The 19,374-nt window shown below is 68.5% G+C and carries 19 protein-coding genes; all 19 read left to right on the top strand.

Going from position 1 to position 19,374, the window contains the following annotated elements; all coding sequences use genetic code 11:
* Window positions 1-15: 15 nt before the first annotated feature.
* Window positions 16-297, top strand: coding sequence for a hypothetical protein (locus ACZ6TB_RS47190; RefSeq protein WP_465567911.1), 282 nt, complete (start codon window positions 16-18; stop codon window positions 295-297).
* A gap of 378 nt (window positions 298-675) precedes the next feature.
* Complete coding sequence (locus tag ACZ6TB_RS47185) at window positions 676-2,940, top strand: phage protease (RefSeq protein ID WP_465567908.1); 2,265 nt, start codon at window positions 676-678, stop codon at window positions 2,938-2,940.
* Window positions 2,933-3,298 carry a DUF2190 family protein gene (locus ACZ6TB_RS47180; RefSeq protein ID WP_465567905.1) on the top strand — a complete coding sequence of 122 codons (366 nt, stop codon included), beginning with the start codon at window positions 2,933-2,935 and terminating at the stop codon, window positions 3,296-3,298. Before ACZ6TB_RS47185 ends, ACZ6TB_RS47180 begins: the two co-directional genes overlap by 8 nt.
* Before the next feature lie 14 nt (window positions 3,299-3,312).
* A complete protein-coding gene (locus ACZ6TB_RS47175) occupies window positions 3,313-4,227 on the top strand; it encodes a phage major capsid protein (RefSeq protein ID WP_465567902.1) in 915 nt (304 codons plus the stop codon).
* Between the two features lie 13 nt (window positions 4,228-4,240).
* A complete protein-coding gene (locus tag ACZ6TB_RS47170) occupies window positions 4,241-4,759 on the top strand; it encodes a hypothetical protein (protein WP_465567899.1) in 519 nt (172 codons plus the stop codon).
* Window positions 4,760-4,918: 159 nt separating this feature from the next.
* Window positions 4,919-5,554: a hypothetical protein gene (locus ACZ6TB_RS47165; protein WP_465567897.1), complete on the top strand. Its 636-nt coding sequence runs from the start codon at window positions 4,919-4,921 to the stop codon at window positions 5,552-5,554.
* Between the two features lie 19 nt (window positions 5,555-5,573).
* Window positions 5,574-6,077: a hypothetical protein gene (locus ACZ6TB_RS47160; RefSeq protein ID WP_465567894.1), complete on the top strand. Its 504-nt coding sequence runs from the start codon at window positions 5,574-5,576 to the stop codon at window positions 6,075-6,077.
* Window positions 6,078-6,095: 18 nt separating this feature from the next.
* Window positions 6,096-8,549, top strand: coding sequence for a beta strand repeat-containing protein (locus ACZ6TB_RS47155; protein WP_465567891.1), 2,454 nt, complete (start codon window positions 6,096-6,098; stop codon window positions 8,547-8,549).
* A gap of 2 nt (window positions 8,550-8,551) precedes the next feature.
* Complete coding sequence (locus ACZ6TB_RS47150) at window positions 8,552-9,316, top strand: hypothetical protein (RefSeq protein WP_465567889.1); 765 nt, start codon at window positions 8,552-8,554, stop codon at window positions 9,314-9,316.
* Between the two features lie 12 nt (window positions 9,317-9,328).
* The gene (locus ACZ6TB_RS47145) at window positions 9,329-9,718 is read left to right on the top strand and encodes a hypothetical protein (protein WP_465567886.1); all 390 of its coding nucleotides are present in this window, start codon (window positions 9,329-9,331) and stop codon (window positions 9,716-9,718) included.
* The gene (locus ACZ6TB_RS47140; protein ID WP_465567883.1) at window positions 9,715-10,110 is read left to right on the top strand and encodes a hypothetical protein; all 396 of its coding nucleotides are present in this window, start codon (window positions 9,715-9,717) and stop codon (window positions 10,108-10,110) included. The genes ACZ6TB_RS47145 and ACZ6TB_RS47140 overlap by 4 nt, the downstream gene beginning before the upstream one ends.
* 60 nt (window positions 10,111-10,170) lie before the next feature.
* Window positions 10,171-10,512 (top strand): hypothetical protein, encoded by a 342-nt coding sequence (locus tag ACZ6TB_RS47135; protein WP_465567880.1) that lies wholly within the window; start codon window positions 10,171-10,173, stop codon window positions 10,510-10,512.
* Window positions 10,513-10,607: 95 nt separating this feature from the next.
* Entirely contained in the window at window positions 10,608-11,171 is a 564-nt protein-coding gene (locus ACZ6TB_RS47130; protein ID WP_465567878.1) for a phage tail tube protein, read from the top strand.
* Between the two features lie 76 nt (window positions 11,172-11,247).
* Window positions 11,248-11,568, top strand: a complete 321-nt coding sequence (locus tag ACZ6TB_RS47125; protein WP_465567875.1) for a hypothetical protein — start codon at window positions 11,248-11,250, stop codon at window positions 11,566-11,568.
* A complete protein-coding gene (locus tag ACZ6TB_RS47120; RefSeq protein ID WP_465567873.1) occupies window positions 11,565-12,023 on the top strand; it encodes a hypothetical protein in 459 nt (152 codons plus the stop codon). The genes ACZ6TB_RS47125 and ACZ6TB_RS47120 overlap by 4 nt, the downstream gene beginning before the upstream one ends.
* Before the next feature lie 71 nt (window positions 12,024-12,094).
* Window positions 12,095-12,295, top strand: coding sequence for a hypothetical protein (locus tag ACZ6TB_RS47115; protein WP_465567870.1), 201 nt, complete (start codon window positions 12,095-12,097; stop codon window positions 12,293-12,295).
* 238 nt (window positions 12,296-12,533) lie between these two features.
* The gene (locus tag ACZ6TB_RS47110; protein ID WP_465567868.1) at window positions 12,534-15,809 is read left to right on the top strand and encodes a phage tail protein; all 3,276 of its coding nucleotides are present in this window, start codon (window positions 12,534-12,536) and stop codon (window positions 15,807-15,809) included.
* A gap of 218 nt (window positions 15,810-16,027) precedes the next feature.
* A complete protein-coding gene (locus ACZ6TB_RS47105; protein ID WP_465567865.1) occupies window positions 16,028-18,862 on the top strand; it encodes a hypothetical protein in 2,835 nt (944 codons plus the stop codon).
* Window positions 18,863-18,884: 22 nt separating this feature from the next.
* Window positions 18,885-19,374: hypothetical protein (locus ACZ6TB_RS47100; protein ID WP_465567863.1), on the top strand; the 490-nt coding region annotated here is incomplete at its 3' end.

The following is a 19,374-nucleotide window of genomic DNA, read 5'->3' as shown; positions in this document are numbered from 1 at the left end:
GAAAGGAGGCCGGGCATGGAGCAGAAGCCGAGCATCGGCCGGATCGTGCACTACGTCTCGTATGGCACGCCCGGCGGCGAGTACACCTCGCAATGCCGGGCCGCCATCGTCACTGAAGTCGTGCCGCTGGAAGGTGCCGAGGCCGCACAGGCCGACATTGAACACTGGGACGAAAGCCAGCGCTGCCGCATCGGCATCGCGGTGCTGAACCCGACCGGCATGTTCTTCAACCGCGGCGCCTACCAGGACGAAAACGGCCATCACGGTGGATCGTGGCACTGGCCCGAGAGGGCGTGACCGCGCATGCCTGACATCGACCTTGCCCGCCGTGAAGGCGTGGAGCTCGTGAAGACCGGGTCGTGGGCGACCATGACAGGCTCCTGGAATCCCACACCGGAAGACCTCGCCGCGGCGGTCGACGCCCAGTCCTGCCCGGCGATCCGCCGGCCCATCGTGAAGCTCGGCCACGTGGACTCCCGCTTCGACGGGGAGCCCGCGCTGGGCTGGTTCGAGAACCTTCGCCTCGGCGACGGCGGCGCCACCCTGCTCGGCGACCAAGTAACCCTGCCGTGGCTGCATTCGGTGCAGGCCGCCGCCTACCCGTCCAGGTCGGTGGAAGGCAACTACAACCACGCCTGCCCCGAAGGGCACAAGCACCGCTTCGTGCTGACCGCGGTGGCGCTGCTCGGCGTCACCCCGCCGGCGGTGAAGACGATCCGCAACCTCAACGACCTCCCGGCGATGCTCGGCGTCGCCGCTAGCGAAGAGGTACCCGAGGGCGCCGAGCACGTGCAGGTGACGATCCTCGCCGGCAGTCATTCGTTCGACGAGGCCAAGCACAAGCGTGACGGTGACGGCCAATTCGCCCACACGGCAGGCGGCATCGGATCGTCCGGCCTGAAACGCAACGAGAAGCTGGCGTCACGCATCCCGCTGGCGGACGGCGAAACCTATACGGGCAGCGCCGTCATCAAGGGCGCCGGAATCGCCGCGGCGACCGTGGACACCCGGGACGGTCCGACCCTGCGGCTCGGTGTCGGTATCGACCCGGACGAGATCAGCCGGTGGTCGGCCGCCAACCGCGGATCAACGGTTGTCCTCAACCAGAACGGCATCGACCGGCTCCGGGAAGCCATCCCGCAGATGCTCGACGCCGGCAAGCAGGGCGTGGCCCGGTGGCGGGCCATGAACCGCGAGTACGACCGCATCGAAGCGGCCGGCGACGAGGCCGCTCTGGCCGAACACAACGACAAGATGATCGAGTTCGGGGACTTTACCGTCCTCGACGAAGGGACGATCCCCGGCACGTGGGCCGACCTTGAGCTGAAGGTCGTCATGTCGACCGGTGACCCGCTCTACTACCTGAAGGTTACGGGTGCCAAGAAGCCGCCGGTGGTGAACGATGAGCCGCTGACCGCGGCGCAGGTTCGCCGGCTCGGTGACCTGCTGGACAAGGCGGGCGCGGCGAAGCTCGTCCAGGCGTCGGCTGAGGTGCACACCGGGGCGATGGTGGCGCTCATCCCCACCGCCGAGGACGCCGAGCGGCTCGCGGTCGAGGGCGGCGAACCTGCCGGCCAACTGCACGTCACCCTCGCCTACCTCGGCGAGGCTGCTGATCTCGGCGCGCGAGGCCAGCAGAATGTCACCGCCGCAGTCTCCGACGCCATCAACGGCTTGCCCGTGATCGAAGCCGACATTTTCAGCGTCAATGTCTTCAACCCGCCCAGCAGCAGCACGTCAGCGGATGGCCGAGACCGCGACACCTGCCTCGTTTGGGGCTTGTCCGGCGACGAGATCGACGCCGTGCACGACATCATCAGTGGCTCCCTACCTGGCCTGGGCGGCGCCGAGCAGCATCGGCCGTGGCACGCCCACATGACCGCCCAGTACACCGACGACCTGGCACTGATCCCGACGCTGGCCGAGCGGGTCGGCCCGGTCACGTTCGACCGGGTACGTATCGCGTTCGGTGGCGAGGTCATCGACATTCCGCTGCTGGACGACACCGACGACGTAGACCCGTCCGAGTTCGACGACGACCTTCAGGTGCCCAACATCCTGATGCCGGTAGCTGCCGCGTCGGCGGACAAACTCCGCGAGTACTGGGTCCACGGCAAAGGCGCCCTCAAGATCCGCTGGGGTGAGAAGAACGACTTCTACCGGTGCGTCAAGCAGCTCAAACGCTTCGTCACCGACCCCCAGGGCTTGTGCAACACCTACCACCGCGAAGCCCTCGGCGTCACACCCGGTCAGGAACACGTGCACGCCGCCGCCGATCCCCTGAAGCCGCCCGCCGAGGCGGCTTCTTCCGTTCTCCCGGCCGCCGAGCCGGAGCAGCAAAACACAACCGAGGAGGACCCTGTGTCCCTGAGCGATGACATGCGCTCGCGGCTCGGCCTCGCCGACGACGCCGACGAGGTCGCCGCGCTCGCGGCGATCGACGAGCTGAAGGCGAAGGCCGCCACCCCCGCCCCTGCCGAACCCACCCCTGAGATGGTCGCCGCGTCCGAGGCGGCGGTGAAGGCATCGCAGGCGGCGGAGAAGAAGGCCGCCGACGCCGAGCAGGAGAAGGACGAACTCCGCAAGGAGGTCCAGATCCTCGCCTCGCAGATGAAGACCGTCTCCGACGAGCTCGCCTCGACGAAGGCGGAGAAGGCCGCCGGCGTCAAGGCCAGCGTGTTCGACGACGCCATCAAGGCCGGGAAGATCAAGCCCGCCGACCGGGAGACCTGGGAGAAGGACTACGACGAGGCCCCGGCCGCCGTCACCCGCGTCCTCGCCTCCATCGCCCCCGGCACCGCCGTCCCGGTCGCCGCGTCCGGCCACATCGGCGACCCGGAACCGACCGTGGACAACGACCCGGTCGGCCTGTCCGAGAACGCCCTCAACGACTGGGCCAAGCAGCTCGGCATCGACGCGGAGGAGCTGACCCGTGGCTGACGACTACCTACCCAAGTTCAAGCCCGGCCAGGCGATCACCCGCACGGCGACAGCCACCATCACCGCCGGCCAGATCGTCACCGTCGCCGGTGCGGTCGCTGTCGCCGACTCCGTGACGTGGCTGGGTGTCGCATCCCGGTCCGTCGTGACCGGTCAGACGTTCGGCGTCTACATGGAGGGCGTCCAGTACCTGACCGCCGGTGCGGCCATCGCCGCCGGGGACCGGGTCAAGTGCGGCGCCACCGGCAAGGTCGTCACCCTCACTGCCGGTTCGGACGCCTACGACCGGCTCGTCGGAATCGCCCTCGAAGCTGCTGCGGGTGACGGTTCCGTCCTCGCCGTGAAGCTGGCGCGGTAAGGAGCCCCTGACACATGCCTAACATCTACTCGCCGACCGCCCCCACGGTGTCCGGCGACAACATCACCGTGAACCGGCTGGTCAACAGCCCGGTTCTGATCTACCGGATGCTGCGGACGCTGACGCAGCAGCGCCTCGTCGGCGACAAGATCCTCACCGGTGAGGTGGACCTGACCGGTACGGGTTCGGTCAACTTCGAGGTGTCCGAGGCCATCATGGCGGCGTCGCTCGCCGAGCGCATCGACGACCTGATGGAGTACCCGCTGTCCGCGGAGCCGTCGGCGGTGTCGCAGATGGCGACGGTGGAGAACTGGGGCCTCGCCACCATGATCTCCGACAAGCTGGTCGCCCGGAACCGGATGGACATCGCCAACCGCAAGCTGATCAAGCTGGCGAACCGGATCGCGTTCGGTTTCGACGCCCTGGTGCTGTCGGCGGTCGCGTCGGCCGTCACCCAGACGTCGGCGGCTGCGGCGGCATGGTCGAACTCGTCGGCGGACCCGTTCGCCGACATCACCCTCGGCGCGTCGGTCGTGGACAGCCTGAACCAGGGCTACGAGGTCGACACGGTGTTGGCGACCCCGAACCGGTGGGCTCGCCTGATCGCTGCGGCGAAGGTCATCGAGCGGGCGCCGCGTGAGGGCAACGATTCGCTGCTGCTGACCGGTCGCCTGGCCCGGATCGCCGGCCTGAACGTGTGGAAGACGACGAACATGCCGGCGGGCGTGGACGTGATGCTGCTGGATTCGCGTCAGCTCGGCTCGATCGGCTGGGAGGACCAGGGCGGCGGCTACACGGGTCCGGCGAACGGCGTGCAGTCGAAGAAGATCCGCCTGGAGGAGAACGACGGCTGGAAGATCCAGGGCCGTCGGGTCGGGGTGCCGATCGTCCAGGAGCCCGGCGCCGCAGTCAAGATCACGTCGACCTGAGCGGGAGCTGACAATGACGGAGAAGCTTCTCCGGGGCAAGCAGCCCCTCACCATGTACCGCGGCGCGAACGGCGCCGCCGGCGGCCACATCTACCGCGGCGGCATCCTCGAAGCGGCCAACGTCGACTCGGACGACGCAAGGCGGCTGGTCGCCGAGAACTTCCTCGAGTGGGTGGTCCGCGACGGCGAGCAGTTTGTTCTCGCCGAGGACACCCCGACCGGTGACAAGGGCGACCCGGTGACCGTCGGCGACAACGGTCTGGTGCCAGAGGACGAGAAGGACAACGGCACCGTCAACGGCGACCAGCAGCAGGCTGCCGCCGACGCGACCGCCAAGTCGGACAACAACGGGGAGGTCGAGGCGAAGCGCGCCGAGGCCCGCGCGAAGCTCGCCGAGCTCGGCGGCACCCCGGACGGGCGCTCGTCGGACGCGGTGCTCGTCGAGTACCTGGTCGGCAAGGGCTACAGCCGGGCGGACGTCGAGAAGGCTGACCGGGCCGAGCTGAAGTCGCTGGTCGCGTCGGCGAAGTAGCTCCAATGCGGCAGTTTTGACCTAGGCGTGTAGGGCCGGCCTTCGGGGAACGGCCGGCCCTCCACCCCCCCTGTTTGTGTCACCGCGTTCCGCGCGTGATTTTCTTCTCTCTCTCCTGCCGCTTCGGGCGGCCTGTTCCTGCTGCCCGAAGGAGGGCCCATGCCTACCGTCCAGTTTCAGCTTTTTTCGTCGGCTTTCCTCAGCTTGCTCAATAAGGAAGCTGATCTTGACAGCGACACTCTGCGCGCGAGCCTGCACACCTCGTCGTACACGCCGGCGCTCAACACCCACCGCTACGTCAGCGACCTCTCGGCCGAACTGTCCACCGGCTCCGGCTACACGTCCGGTGGTGCCACCGTCACCGGCTCGTTCGCGTTGACCGCGGCGAACTCGTGGGCGTCCACTGCCGCCACCTCCACCGCGTACACGGTCGGTCAGGTTCGCCGGCCGTCGGCCGGTAACGGCTTCCTGTACCGGGCCGTGGTCGCGGGCACCTCGGGTGGTTCCGCCCCCACGTGGCCGACCGTCGCCGGGACGACCGTCGCGGACGGCAGTGTCACCTGGCTGAACATCGGCTCCGCGATCGTCGTCCTCGACCTGGCCGACGCAACCCTGTGGACGTCGTTCTCGGCCGGCCCCTACCGCTATCTGGTGATCTCCGACCGGACGCCGGGCACCGCGGCGACGCAGCCGCTGATCGGCCTGTTCGACTTCGGGTCGAACCAGACCGGCGGCGGCGGCAACTTCGACCTGTCCACCCCGGTCGAGGGCATCTACACGATCCCGGTCGGCTGACATGGCCACGGGGTCGATCTTGCTCACTCCGGGAGCGGCGATCCTGCCCGACGGCTCGACCAGCAACGCCGCCCCTGGCATACAGCGGATCAAGTCGGCGGCGACGGCACCCGGCATCTACAGCCTCCAACTGCTGTTCGACGCCAGCACCGAGGAATGGTGCACGTGGCAGTTCCGAATGCCCGCCGACTACGCCAGCTCCCCCGTCGCGGTAGTCAGCTTCAAAATGGCCAGCGCCACCACCGGCGGCATCGTCTGGGACGTGCGGGTCGCCGCGGTCACAACCGGCGACGCCACGGACGTCGATGCGAAGGGGTTCGGGTCGGCGAACACGGCGACCGCTACTGCTCCCGCGACTGCCGGGTATCTGCTGGACACGTCGATCACCCTGACCAACGCCGACTCGGTCGCGGCCGGCGACTTCGTGGTGGTCCGGCTGGCCCGGGCCGCAGCGAACGGCTCGGACACGGCAACCGGTGACGCCGAAGTCGTGTCCCTCGCGCTGACGTACACGACCACCTAGCCGCAGGCGGGGTGACCGGTGGCCCGCAGCTTCAACACCAGCTACATCGACGTCGCCGCAGGAGCGCTCAGCACCTTTCAGGCCGGCACCTTCGTCGCTGTGTTCAAGCGGAACGCCAACTCCACCAACCACAGGCTTGTTTCACTCGGCGCCGCCGGCGGGCTAATCAGCTTCCTGAACATCAGCGGCGTCGATCAGATCGTCTGCATGACTCAGACGGGGGTCGCCAACTTCTCGTCGTCAGCGATTACCGTCACCACCAGCGACGGCTGGGTGTTCGTTGCGGCGGCGAAGCCGTCCGGCACGAATGCGGCGACGTTCTGGCGATACGTGTACGGCACCGGGGTCATGTCCAGTGACGTCGGGACCGGCACAATGCCGAATCCGTCCGCGTTTCCTGACAAGGCGCGCCTCGGCAACGAGCCCAATCTGGGAAACCCGTTCAACGGAGACATGGCCGCAGCGGCCGTCTTCGGGTACGCCCTGACCGACGACCAGGTGCAGTCGCTGCCGTATTCACTTACCACGTGGCTCGACCTGAACCCGCTCGCCATGTGGGTCTTTGACCAGCCAGCCACCGCGTCGCCGGTGCTGGACTGGACGGGCGGCGGCGCAAACCAGACGGCCGTCGTCGGCACCAGTGTCTCTACTGCCAGCGTGCCGGTCCTCGGATACGGGCATCCGGTCCTCCTGGCCACCCACGCTCCGCCAGCGCCTACAACGCTGACCGTCCAGCCCGGCGGAGCCATCCCCGCGGGCGCGCCGAACTCGTTGACCGCGGCGGCCGCGACCACCCCGTATGTGACCGGAGCGCCGCAGGCGTTCACATTCGCCAACGGCGGAGCCGGCACCACCCTCACCTACACCGGCGGCGGGGCCACCGGCACCGACACGTACGACGTGTTGTGCGTCAACTCCGACACCGTCGTGTCCACCCCGTCCGGCTGGAACCTCGAGCCCACCCGCGTCAACAACCAAGGCGCCTACATCTTCTCCCGGCAGGGTGGCACGGGCAGCGCGGTCGTCACCACCAGCGGCAACTTCAACGCCGAAGCGCTCTGGGTGCGGGTCACCAACACCGCCGGCGTCGACACGGCAGCATCGTCGGTTGCCGGGCTCGACGCCAGCATCGGATCCTCGACGCCTGCCCTGACCACACCGGCGCTCACTGCCGCGAACTCCCTGGGGATGGCGTTCGCGGCGCTGCACAGCACCACCCTCGGCGCCCCCTCCGCCTACGTGTGGTCGACCGGCTACGTCGAACAGGTCAACACGGCGCTGGGGTCGGGGTCGCCCGGCGTCGCCGGCTCGGTCGCGGTCAAGGCGCCCGCCGGGACCGCGGCGGAAACCCCGTCGGTGTCGTGGACGAACGCGGTCGCCGACCGGTACATGCTGTTCGTCGCCTTCCAAGTCTCGTCCGAGGCCACCGGCACCACGTTGACGGTGCAGCCGGCAGGCAGCACCCCGGCGGGTGCACCGGCCAGTTTGGCCGCAGCAACCGCGCTCACCGCCGGACCGGGCGGGGCCACCCCGGCGGCTGCCTCGTCGACCCTGAACGCGGCCACGGCTCTCGTCGCACGGCCGGGCGGAACCCTCGCCGGCGCAACCGGCGACACATTCACCGGCTCAACCATCCTCGCCGTCACCCCGGGTGGAACGACACCCGGCGGCAGCCCGGTCACCGCGGCAGTCGGCGCCGCGCTCGCCGCCACAACCGCGGGAACCATCGGCGGCGGCAGCCCGGTCAGCATCGGCGCGAACACCACGCTCACCGTCCAGCCGGGCGGAACCATCGCCGGCGGCGGCTCGCCGACGCTGATCGCGGCCACCCTGCTGACAGTGCAGTCCGGCTCGGCGCGCCCGGCAGCCGGCGCCGCGAGTGTCATCGCTTCGAGCACCGTGGTTGCCGCCCAGCCTGGCGGCACCCAGCCGGGCGGAACACAAGCCACCGTCACCTTGGGTGTGCCGGGCGCAACCAGCCTCACCGCCGCACCCGGCGCAACCATCGGGGCCGGTACCGCCGCTCAGGTGACCGTGGGGGCTGTTCTCGGCGTCCAGCCGGGCGGCAGCAGTTCGGGATCCTCCCCGGCTACTGCCGCGACCGGTGTCGCCATGACGGTGATGCCCGGCTCGGTGACACCTGCCGGTGTCACCGCATCCTTCGCGGCAGCGACGAAACTCAACGCCACCACCGGCGGGACACAACCGTACGGGGCGCTCGACACGTTCGGAACCCAGTCGCTGCTGACCGCACTTCCCGGCGTGGCCCTCATGGCCGGCAGCACGGTCACGTTCACCGCCCGGGAATCGCTCCTGCCGATCGCAGGCGTCAGCCTCACCGGTGGCGCACCCGTCGCCTTTACCGGCAGCGTCGCCGTTCAGCGGCGGCCAGGGGTGTTCACCGCCGGCACCAGCAGGGCAACACTGACCGCTGGAACGTTGCGCGGACCGACCTTCAACATGGGGGGTTGATCGTGGCTTCCGACGTCAGCGTGAACGATTCCGAGCTGCCATACCTGGACGTTTTCCCCGCCGACAACACCACGGTCGCGGCGCTCACCGTCTCCACACCCGGCGGCACCGGCGCACCGACCCCGGTCTCCGCCGGTGCGCTCGAGCCGATCCCGGACACAAGCCCCGTCCAGTACACGCAACGCTGGACAGCTTCCACGCCGGTCACCTACAGCGCAGCCGGGCATTGGGTGCTGCACTGGGAAGTCACCGGCACCGGCGAGGGCGCCGAAGACTACGAGGTGTACGTTTCCGCCTCCCCCGTCGCGGGCGGGCCGACGTGGACACCGGGGCGGAGCCGGGTCGCGAACTACGTGCCGAGGAGGACTTTGGTCCGGTCGGTGTCGAGCACGGTGAGCTCGGCTGACGGGTACGCGTGGACCTTTGATTCGACGACCACCCCACCCGGAATCAGCGTGGACCGGCTGATCGCCGACGGGGTGGCGTGGGTGTCGGCGCGGGTCACCCCGATGGCCGCCAGCAGCTACGCCGCCGCGTCGGTGTGTGTGGCCCTGTACGCCGCCGCCATGATCGAACGGTCGTGGCCGGACGACGACCAGGCCCTGCAACGCGCCAACGACCTTGAGAAGCGTTTGGACATCCAGCTCAAGGATTTGATCGCCGCGAACAACGCTGCCGGCGGCACCAGCGACTACGGCGTCACCGTCGCACCCGTCTGGTCGTTCCCTCCCGCCGATTCGCGCTGGGACTATCCCGGCTACTGGTGACGGAGGTCGGTTGTGGCCAGCGGTGCCCGCGTCACTTTCAAAGCCAGCCGATCGGGAATCAACGCGGCCTGCCGCCAGGAAGGCGTGTTCCGCAACCTTGAGCACCGCGGCGACCGGGTCATCTCCGCAGCGGGTTTCTCCGTTACGGAACGTACCGGCGCATACCGGCGCGGCCTGAAACGGGAACGGTTCCTGACCCGCGGCAAGGCCGGCGTGCGGGTGACCGCCACCGCCGGCCACAGTGCGGTCCTCGAGTTCGGGTCCCGGCCGCACGTGATCGAACCGAAGGGGAAGAAGGCCCTCGCCTGGCCGGGCGCAGCCCATCCCTACGCCAAGGTCCACCATCCCGGAACGCCGGCACGGCACGTGCTGCGGAACGCTCTCAAGGCGGCGAGGCTGTGACCGGCTACCCGGACGCCGAAACCCGGCTTGCCGCCTGGTTCCACGAGCGGCAGGACCAGAAGAAGACGTGGGCCGATCCGCGGCTGCCCCACAACTGGAACTTCACCGCACCGATCGGCCACGTCCAGCGCGGCGCGGGGGAAGGCGACACCGCCCTCACCCTCGACTCAGTTCTGCTCGACGTGGACTGGTACGCCAAGGACGCCGACCACGCGCGGGCGGCGGCTGAGCAGACCCGGTATTTGACGCGGTTCGTGCTGCCCCAGTTCACGTGGGACGACGGCATAACCGTGACGGGCACGTTCACGGTGACCGCGCCGTTCTGGGCGCCCGACCCGGACGTCTATCGCCGGTCGGCCACGTACCGCGTGATCCTGCACGGCCTCATCTGATCAACCCGTTCATTCCACCCGGCGTAGTCCGCCGGGCTTTCGTCATGCCCGGAGGAACCCATGGCCCGCACCCCGCTGACCAACATCATCGCCCCGTCGAAGGCCGGCACGACGTTCCCCGCCGGCACCGCGGCGGACGTCGCCAACGGCAACTCGATCGTCAACGACGGCCGCGTCATCGTGATCGCCTCGAACGGCAACGCCTCGCTGGGCCGCAACGTCACGGTCACTCCGACGGGAACGGTCGACGGTCTGGCTGCGGCCGCCCGCACCAGCCCGATCGCGGCGCAGACGAGCATTCTGCTCGGCCCGTGGGAGGTGTCGAACTATTCGAACACCTTGCAGATCTCCGGCGATAACGCCACGGACGTGAAGTTCCAGGTCATTCAGATGCCCAGCTGATAGGGCGTCACCGCTCCCTCCGAATCCCGCGCGTATCACCCTTTCACCCGGCCGACCGCCGGGTCTTTTTCATGCCTTCGAAAAGGAGATGACCCATGGCGGTCGACATCACCAAGATCCGCGCATACACGAACGGGCTGGTGTCGGTGTCGGGCTACGGCGTCACCAACCCGACCCTGCCCACCGACGCCACCACCGCCCTGAACACGTCGGTGTACAAGGAGCTTGGGGCGCTCACCGACGACGGGGTCGTCGAGTCCAGCGAGCAGGACTTCAACGACGTGTTCATGTGGCAGAACAACAGCCTCGCCGCGTCGATCCCCGGCCAGTACGTGAAGTCGTTCAAGGTTGTCTGTCTGGAGCAGAACGCGCAGACGCTGGGCATCTACTTTGGCGGGTCGACGCTGACCCAGCAGGCGTGGGGTGTGTCGATCGCGGAGAAGGCGCCGGGCCGGGACATCCGCACGTGGGTGCTGCACGGCATCGACGGGGCGCGGCTGTACCGGATCGTGGTGCCGCTGGGTCAGGTGACCGACAAGGACGACACGACGTGGGCGTCGACCGATCCGACGACGATCGGTTTCACGATCAAGGCGTACCCGGATTCGAGCAACAACTACTCGTACCGGTACATCTACGACAGCACCCTCCTCCTCTAGTCCCCTGATCGACGCAGCCGGTCCCACGCGGGAGGCCGGCTGCGTCTTTATCCCGCGATCCCGCGAAGGAGAAACCGTGCCAACCGATGTGAAGATCACCAAGTTTGCGGATGGGTGGGTGGCGACCGTCAACGGCGCACCCGTCCCCATCGTCGACTACTCCGTGGGATGCGACGAGGAGACAGGCGCCCCGCTGCTGGCGTTGACCGTGGCCCTGGACAGCCTGTCGATCGACCTGCTGACCCCACCCCAAGCCGCTCCCACGGCGCCGGTGAAGCCGAAGCTGATCGCGGCGTGGGGCAGGCCGGCCCGGGATCCGCGGGAGGGCATCCCCGGCTGGGAGCCGGAGAAGCTCAGCGGCCAGGTCGCCGCTAACGCTGAGGCGGGCCAGCAGTGACCGCGCAGACGCCGCCCGGGCTCGACGATCTGGACGCCGCCTACGCGGAGATCCGCAAGACGCCGTATGTGTTCACGTTCGGCGGCCGGGAGTGGACGCTGCCGCACCTCGCGGACCTGGACTACCGCGTTCAGTTGAAGATTGAGACTGCGGAGCAGCTCGACGTCAACGAACTCATGGCCCTGTTCGACGAGATGTTCGGCGCCGAGCAGGCGAAGGCATGGGCTGACGTTCAGGTCCCGACGACGGTGCTGTTCCTGCTGTTCGAACGGTGGCTGGCGCATTCGGGGGCGAAGTCGGGGGAAGGCTCGGCCTCGAGCGGCTCCTCCGGGAGCACTGGAAAGAGCTCGAGGCGGACTTCCGGCGCTTCTACCACCTCCGCCTCTCCGAAGCGGTCTACGGGCCGGCGGGCTCCGAAGCCGGCCGCCTCCCCGCCCGCGAACTCCTCAACCTGATCCACCAGTTGGGCGGCATCCCCGACTCGGCGATGTCCCGGAAGCTACGCGGGCCGATGGCGCCGTGGGGGATGACGGAGCTGCTGCTCCGGCAGATCGACTTGCGGTTGGCCGGCGCGAACTGGCAACGCTCGGGCGGCAAGGGCAGCAAACCGAAACCGATCGAACTGCCCGGCAAGGGCCGCGGCGACAAACCGGCGGCGGTGAAGGCAGCCGACGCCGATGTGGCGCAGCGGCTGCGGAACCTCGGGATGGTCTCCCCCGGCGATTGATGTGCGGCGGGGGTGCTGAATGACGGCACCCGTGGTCGGGCAGGTCGCAGTCGGGCGAGATTGGTCACTTTGTTAACGGCCTCTGTGGCTTGAGGAATCAATTCGCCAGCGTGTCAGCGACCTCGTCGACTTTGTCGTGAACACCTACCCGGAACTGGTCGAGAGCCGCTTGCGTAACCCGCTGCCGTTCGTCTCCTGACGTACGCCGAGGGGAGGTTCGATGACCTCCCCCGTGAATGTGGGCACCGTCTCGGTCGAAGTGGTCGCCTCGGCGTCGGCGTTGGCGAAGTCGCTGCGCAAAGAGGTCGAGTCCGCGTTCAAGGACTTGGACTTGGGCCGGCAGATCCGCGACTCGGTCGGCATCGTCCGGGTGCCGGTCGAGGTGGATGTCGACAGCGAACGCCTGTCGCAGCACCTGCGCGGCCAGAAAGTCAACGTCGACCTGGACCCGGACACGGCCGCGTTTGAGGCGCGGGTGCGGGCAATGCTGGCGAAAACCCGCGAACAGAAGATCAAACTGGATGTGGACAAGTCCGGGTTCTCGCAGATCTCCGGCCTGTTCCGGTCGCTGACCCCCGACATCGGCGGCGCCGGGTCGGCGCTGTCCGGCCTGACGTCAGGCCTGCAGCAGTTCGGGGGCGCGGCCGCGCAGGGCGGGTCGCAGCTGGCCGGGTCGATCGCGGCGGCGACCGGCCCGATCGGCACCGTCATCAGCCTGCTCGTCGGCGCGGCGGCGGCGATGGGTGGCCTGTCCGCGGCTGCCGCTCTCGCCGTGCCCGCCCTGACCGCGGTCGCGGGTGCGGCGGCAGCTATCCCGGCTGCCCTGTCCGGCCTCGGCGCGGCGGTCGGCACGCTCGGCCTCGGGTTCAAGGGCATCGCGGAGGCGTTCAAACCCGCCTCAGGCGGCGGCGGGGCCGGCGGGGCCGGCAATCAGGCGGCGCAGCAGGCCCGGCAGGTCGCCTCAGCGTCCCGGCAGGTGGAGGCGGCGAAGCGGGGCATCGTCTCCGCGAACCGGTCCCTGCTGGCGTCCGAGCGGTCCCTGGAGGCGGCGGAGCGGGGTGTAGTCGCCGCGCAGGAGAACGTGGCGCAGGCCGAGGACCGGGTGGCGCAGGCCCAGAAACGCGCCCAGCAAGCCCAGGAGGCGATCTCCAAGGCGCGCCGGGAAGCCGCCAACGACATCGACGACCTGAACCGCAGCCTCAAGGGCGCCCAGTTGGGTGAGCAAGAGGCTGCCCTGGCCGTGCAGGACGCCCTGCGTGAGCTGAACGCGGTCAAGCTGACCGGCAACATTCCCGACATCCAACGCGCCGACCTCGCCTACCAGCGGGCCGTGTTGACGCTCGAGGACGCGAAGGACACCACCAAGGACCTGTCGGAGCAGACGGCTGACGCGAACGCGAAGGGTGTCGACGGCTCCGACAAGGTCCAGTCGGCGCTGGCGGACCAGGCCGACGCCTATCAGGCGGTCACCGACGCCCAGCAGAGTGTGGTGGACGCCCAGCGGGGAGTGCTCGACGCCACCGATGCTCTGGCGTCGGCGCAGGACGGTGTCGCCTCGGCGATGGACGGCGTCAAGTCGGCCGCCGACGGGCTCGCCTCCGCCCAGGATTCGCTTGCCGCGGCGCAGGAGAAGGTCGCCAGCGGTGGCGGCGGGGTCGCGAAGCAGCTGACCAAGTTGGCCCCGTCGGCGCAGGCGTTCGTCAACGCGGTGAAGAGCCTCAAGCCGGCGTTCGAGGATTTGCGCCTGGATGTGCAGGAACGTCTGTTCAAAAACTTGGATCAGACGGTGCTGCAGGTGGGCCGGGCGTGGATTCCCGCGCTGAAGACGACGTTGGGTTCGTACGCGGACACGTTCAACAAGTTCTTCCGCAACCTCGGCACCGCCATCTCCACCCCGAAGTTCATCACCGACCTGCAGGCGGGGGCGGAGGGTTTCCGGCAGGGCCTCGCCTCGATCGGCGATGCGGTCACGTCGAAGCTGGTGCCCGCGTTCGGGGCGCTCAGTAAGGCGGCCGGCCCGTTCCTGGCGGCGCTGGGCCGGGAACTCGCCGACATTGTCACCGAGTTCTCCAACTGGATTCTCGCGGGTGAGAAGTCGGGCGGCTTGCAGACGTTCTTCGACAAGGCCGCGGTCGCCCTGCACGAAATCTTCGACACCGGCAAGCTCGTCTTCAAGATTGTCGGCGACCTGTTCTCGATCATCACGGGGGCGCAGCAAACGTCCGGCAAGTCGCCGATCGACAGCTTCAACGACGGCCTGCAGAAGGTTCACGACTTCCTGTCGAACCCCGCCAACCAGAAGAAGATCACCGACTTTTTCGCCACCGTCGCCGGGTTCGTAATCGACGCGGCGAAAGCCATCGAAACGGTCTCATCGAAGATCAGCTCGTTTGTCGACAAGCTCCGCAACATCGGCTCCACCCTGTTCTCCGGCGACAGCGGCTCCGGCAATTTCGGGCAGCGGCTCGGTCAGTTGCTGATGCAGGGCGTGACGGCGGCCGGCCAGTATCTGATCGCGAACGGCCCGTCGATCGGCCGCGCCCTGATCGAGGGCCTGCTCGCCGGGATCGGCGTGGCGTTGGCGAACATCGGCGGGTTCCTCGCCGCGGTGTTCTGGGAGGGCCCCACCTCGATTTTGGGCCTGATCAAGGCCGGGCTGGGGATCGCCTCCCCGTCCACCAAGATGATCGAGGTCGGGCAGAACCTTGTCCTCGGGCTGATCGCCGGGGTGCAAAGCCTGCTCGGCTCCCTCACCTCGACGGCCGCCGACCTCGGCAAGCGGATCATCGCCACCGTCGGGTCGGGCGCGGGCTGGCTCGTCGCCGCCGGCAAGAACGCCGTGATCGGTTTGATCAACGGCGTCGGGTCGGCGCTCGGCTCGCTGCGCACCTACCTCGGCAACGTCCGCGCCACCGTCATCAACGCCCTCGTCTCGCCCGGCACCTGGCTGGTCGCTGCAGGCAAGAACACCATCATCGGGCTGATCAACGGGGTGGGCTCGTACTTCGGCACCCTGCGCACATACGTTGGCAACGCCCGCGTGTACATCCAGAACGTGTTCGCCAACGCGGGTTCGCTGCTGATCGCCGCCGGCAAGAACGTGATCATCGGCCTGATCAACGGCATCGCGTCGATGATCGGCACATTGGGTAATTACCTCGGCGATATCGGATCTTTCATTCAAGCCCACAAGGGGCCGATCGAGAAGGACCGGCAGCTGCTGGTCGGCGCCGGCCAGGCCATCATGGGCGGTCTGATCGGCGGCATCGACTCGAAGAAGGCCGACCTCGCCGACACCCTCGCCGACGTCACCGGCCTGGTGGCCGGTCAGCAGTTCGACGTCGGGTTGGGCGGCAGCATGGACGCGCAGATCTCCCGCAGCCTGTCCGTGGGGGCGGTGCCGGTGCAGTTGAGCTGGAAGGACGAGCCGGTCGTGGACCCGATGATCCGCGTCCTGCGGGATCACATTCAGCTGTCGTACAACGGTGATCCGGCGATGGCGTTGGGCAGCTAGAAGTGCTGCGACTGGTCACGGCGGTCGACTGGCTCGCCCACCTCGCTTACGTCCCGACGATGTTGGGCCGCCGGTCCGGTCGGGCGCGGTGGCATCACCGCATCCACCTGATCCCTGGCTGGCTTCTCGCCGCGGTGTGCGACCGGTTCGACCTATGGCTTGGTGCGGAGACGCGCGAACTGTAGGGCACATGGCGTAACTCGTTCGGGGGTGCACTGGTGGCCTGGCCGGACGACGACGTCGATCTTCAGTTCGAGGTGGCCTGGGGTGCTGACCTCACCGCCGACCCCGACACGTGGGTGTGGACAGATCTGTCCGCCCGGCTGGTCGCCTCCCCCGTCACGATCAGCCAGGGTGTGGTCGTCGGCGCCGGCAACGCGAAGACCGGGCAGGCGTCCGGGATCGTGTGCACCAACGACGACGGCGCCCTGACCCCGTTCCTCGAGACCAGCCCGTACTGGCCGTATGTGGACGCGGGCACTCCGGCCCGTCTGTCGCTGCGCACCACCCAAACCCCGTACGTGACCGACACGTTCGGGCGGACCGTCGGCTCCGGCTGGGGTACCGCCGACAGTGGGCAGGCGTGGGGGCTGACCTCCGGCCTGTCGGTGTCCGGCGGCAAAGGCTTGGTGTCGATCGGCACCGTCAACACGGTCGCCGGGAACCGGCTCAGCGAAACGCACCGCGACCTGGACGTCACCTTCGACGTCAGCATTCCCGCGGTGTCGACGGGCGGCACCAACAGTGCGGGAATCCAGCTGCACCGCAACTCGTCCGGCTCCAACTTCCTGCTCTGCCTGGTGGATTTCAAGGTCGGCGGGGCGATCGCCTGGACCGTCTACTCGTACGTGTCGTCCACCCCCACCGCCGTCGTCTCCAACGTCATCCAGACCGGCCTCACCTACAGCGCCGGAACGGCGATCCGGGCCCGCTGTGTACTGGTCAACGGCCGGCTGCGGTGCCGGGCCTGGCTGGCGTCCGGCACCGAACCGGCCACCTGGCTCGTCGACCAGACCGTCCCGGCGAACGTGGCCGGGAGTTTCTTTCTCGGCACCTACTGCTGGGTGCAGTCCGGGGTGTCCAACACCCTGCCGGTGGTGTTCTCCTACGACAACATCGTTGCGCAGGCCCCCCAAACGCAGCGCCTCGAAGGCTATTTGACCAACGTGCAGCCCACCTTCTGGGTGGATGCGTCCGGCACCGCCCGCTCGCAGGCGCAGATCACCCTCGGCGGGATCGGCTCCCGCCTGGAGAAGATCACCGCCGATGCGGTGTCCCCGCTGACCCGCTCCGTGTTAAAGGCGGATGTGCCGCCGATCGCGTTGTGGCCGTGCGAAGACAAAGCCGGCGCCACCGGCGCAGCGTCGGCCTACCCGGACCAGCCGCCGCTGGTGCCGACCGGCCCGGCCGTGTTCGAGTTCGACGTGAACGGCACCGACGACGACAACCTGGTCCCCCTGTACGGCACCAGCTCGTTCTGCTCCCTCGCCGCCGGGGCGAAACTGTCGGCGACGGTCCCGGCGACGGCGGCGACGGCGTGGACCGTGAGCATGGAACACGCCTCGTTCACCCCGAACGTGGGTGGCGGGGTCACGTCGATGCGGCTGATGGAGTGGCAAACCCCGTCCGGGACCCACGCCCGCTGGGCGCTGATCGCCACCACCACCGGCTACATCATCCGCGCGTACAACGATGCGGCGGGCACCACCACCGACGTGATCACCACGTCGTCGGCGTTCAGCGCCATCGCCAATTTCGCCGTCCGGGCCGTGCAGAACGGCGGCAACATCGACGTCACCTATTCGGTGAACGCGGCCGCGCAGGCCACCAACTCGGTCGCCGGGACGATCGGCGCCCCCACCCGGGTCACGATCAACCCGGATCAGGTGAACACCACCGGCAGCGTGGACCCGTACGGCATCCGTTTCCTGGTGTCGCATGTGGCCGTCTACAACGTGTACGCGATCAGCCTGCCCTACTACGACGACCTGACCCTGGGCACGAAACCCCGCTCGGATCGGGCATGGGCGTACGAGGCCGCCCACCGGCGGGCGCTGCGGCTGGCCGCCGAGGAACGGGTGCCGTTGACGGTGCTCGGCGCCCCGTACACGAGCGGCCCGACTGTGCTGAACGCGCAACGGCCGGGCGCGTTCAAGGATCTCCTCACGCAGGCTGTCGACTCCGAATCCGGTGGGCTGCTGTACGAGGGCGGCTTCGGCTACGTCCACGACCCGCGTTCGAACCGGTACAACCGGCCCGTCTCCCTGACCGTCGACATGTCCACCTACCGGTATTCCCGCGGCACCGACCCGACCGACGTGCTCGTCCCGAAACTGGATGCGCGCGGCCCGAACCAGTGGACGGTGGAACGGGCCGGCGGCTCCTCAGCCACCTACGCCGCCGGCACGGCCTATCGGGAGCGGCGCGGCACGATCGCCGACAAGGCCACCCTGGACGTGCTGTACGACGCGGACACTATCCCGCACGCCCAGTGGCGTGTTCATGTGAACGTCGACGGGCAGGGCGCCAACTATCCGTCGACCGTCCTGGATTTGGCCGCCAACCCGGGTTTGGTGGATGACTGGCTGACCTGTGTGATCGGCTCCCGGTTGCAGCGCACCAACCAGCCGACGATCTCCGGGGTCGGCACGATCGACCAGATCATTGATGGGATCACCGAGACGATCACCCCGCGGCAGGCGGGCGGCCCGGGCTGGCAGGTCACGGTCGACACATCACCGGCGTCGGTGTGGAACACCGGCGTGTGGGATTCGGCGACCTCGCTGTGGGCGCCGGCGAACACGGTCCTGTCGTCTGGGGTGACCACGACCGCCACGAGCTGGTCGATGAACTCCAACGGCGAACCGTGGACCACTGGGGCGGTGTCGATCCGCGCGAAGCTCGGCCCCGAACAAGTCCTGATCACCAACATTTCGGGGTCCGGTTCGGCGTGGACGTTCACGGTCACCCGCTCCGTCAACGGCGTTGTCACCGCCCACACGGCGGGCGCCGAACAGGTCGTGCTGCTGGACGCGGGCGTATGGGCCATCTAAACACGATTGGGGGTGACCGGCGGTGACGGCGGTAGCGGGCGGGGTCACCAACTACAACGACTACGCGGCGCTCGCCGCCGCGTCGGCGGGGAAGCCTTTGGTCAGGTTGCTGCAGCAGTCCACCCAGTCGATCGCCTCCAACGTCGACGTCGGCATCACCTTCGGCAGCGGCTCGGAGGATGTCGACACCCACGGCTTCCACGACACCGCCACCAACACGTCCCGGATCACCCCGACGGTGGCGGGCTGGTATCGGCTGGACGGGACGGTCGCGTTCGGTGCCGACACCGACCTGATCGACTGGATCGCCACCATCGGCAAGAACGGCAGCATCGTGGCGCCGCGTGGCCGCAACATTCTGCCCGCCACGGCGACCGGCTCGAACGCGCGGACCGCGCAGGTGACGGCGATGCTGCCGGCGAACGGCTCCACCGACTATTTCGAACTGATGGGCCGGCAGGTGCAGTCGGCGGCCGGCTCCCTGTCGACGAACATTTCGACCGCGTTCGTGT

This window comes from Actinoplanes sp. NPDC051537 (assembly GCF_055586105.1).
The sequence above is the reverse complement of the archived record's forward strand: the minus strand, read 5'-3'. Positions and strand labels throughout refer to the sequence as shown.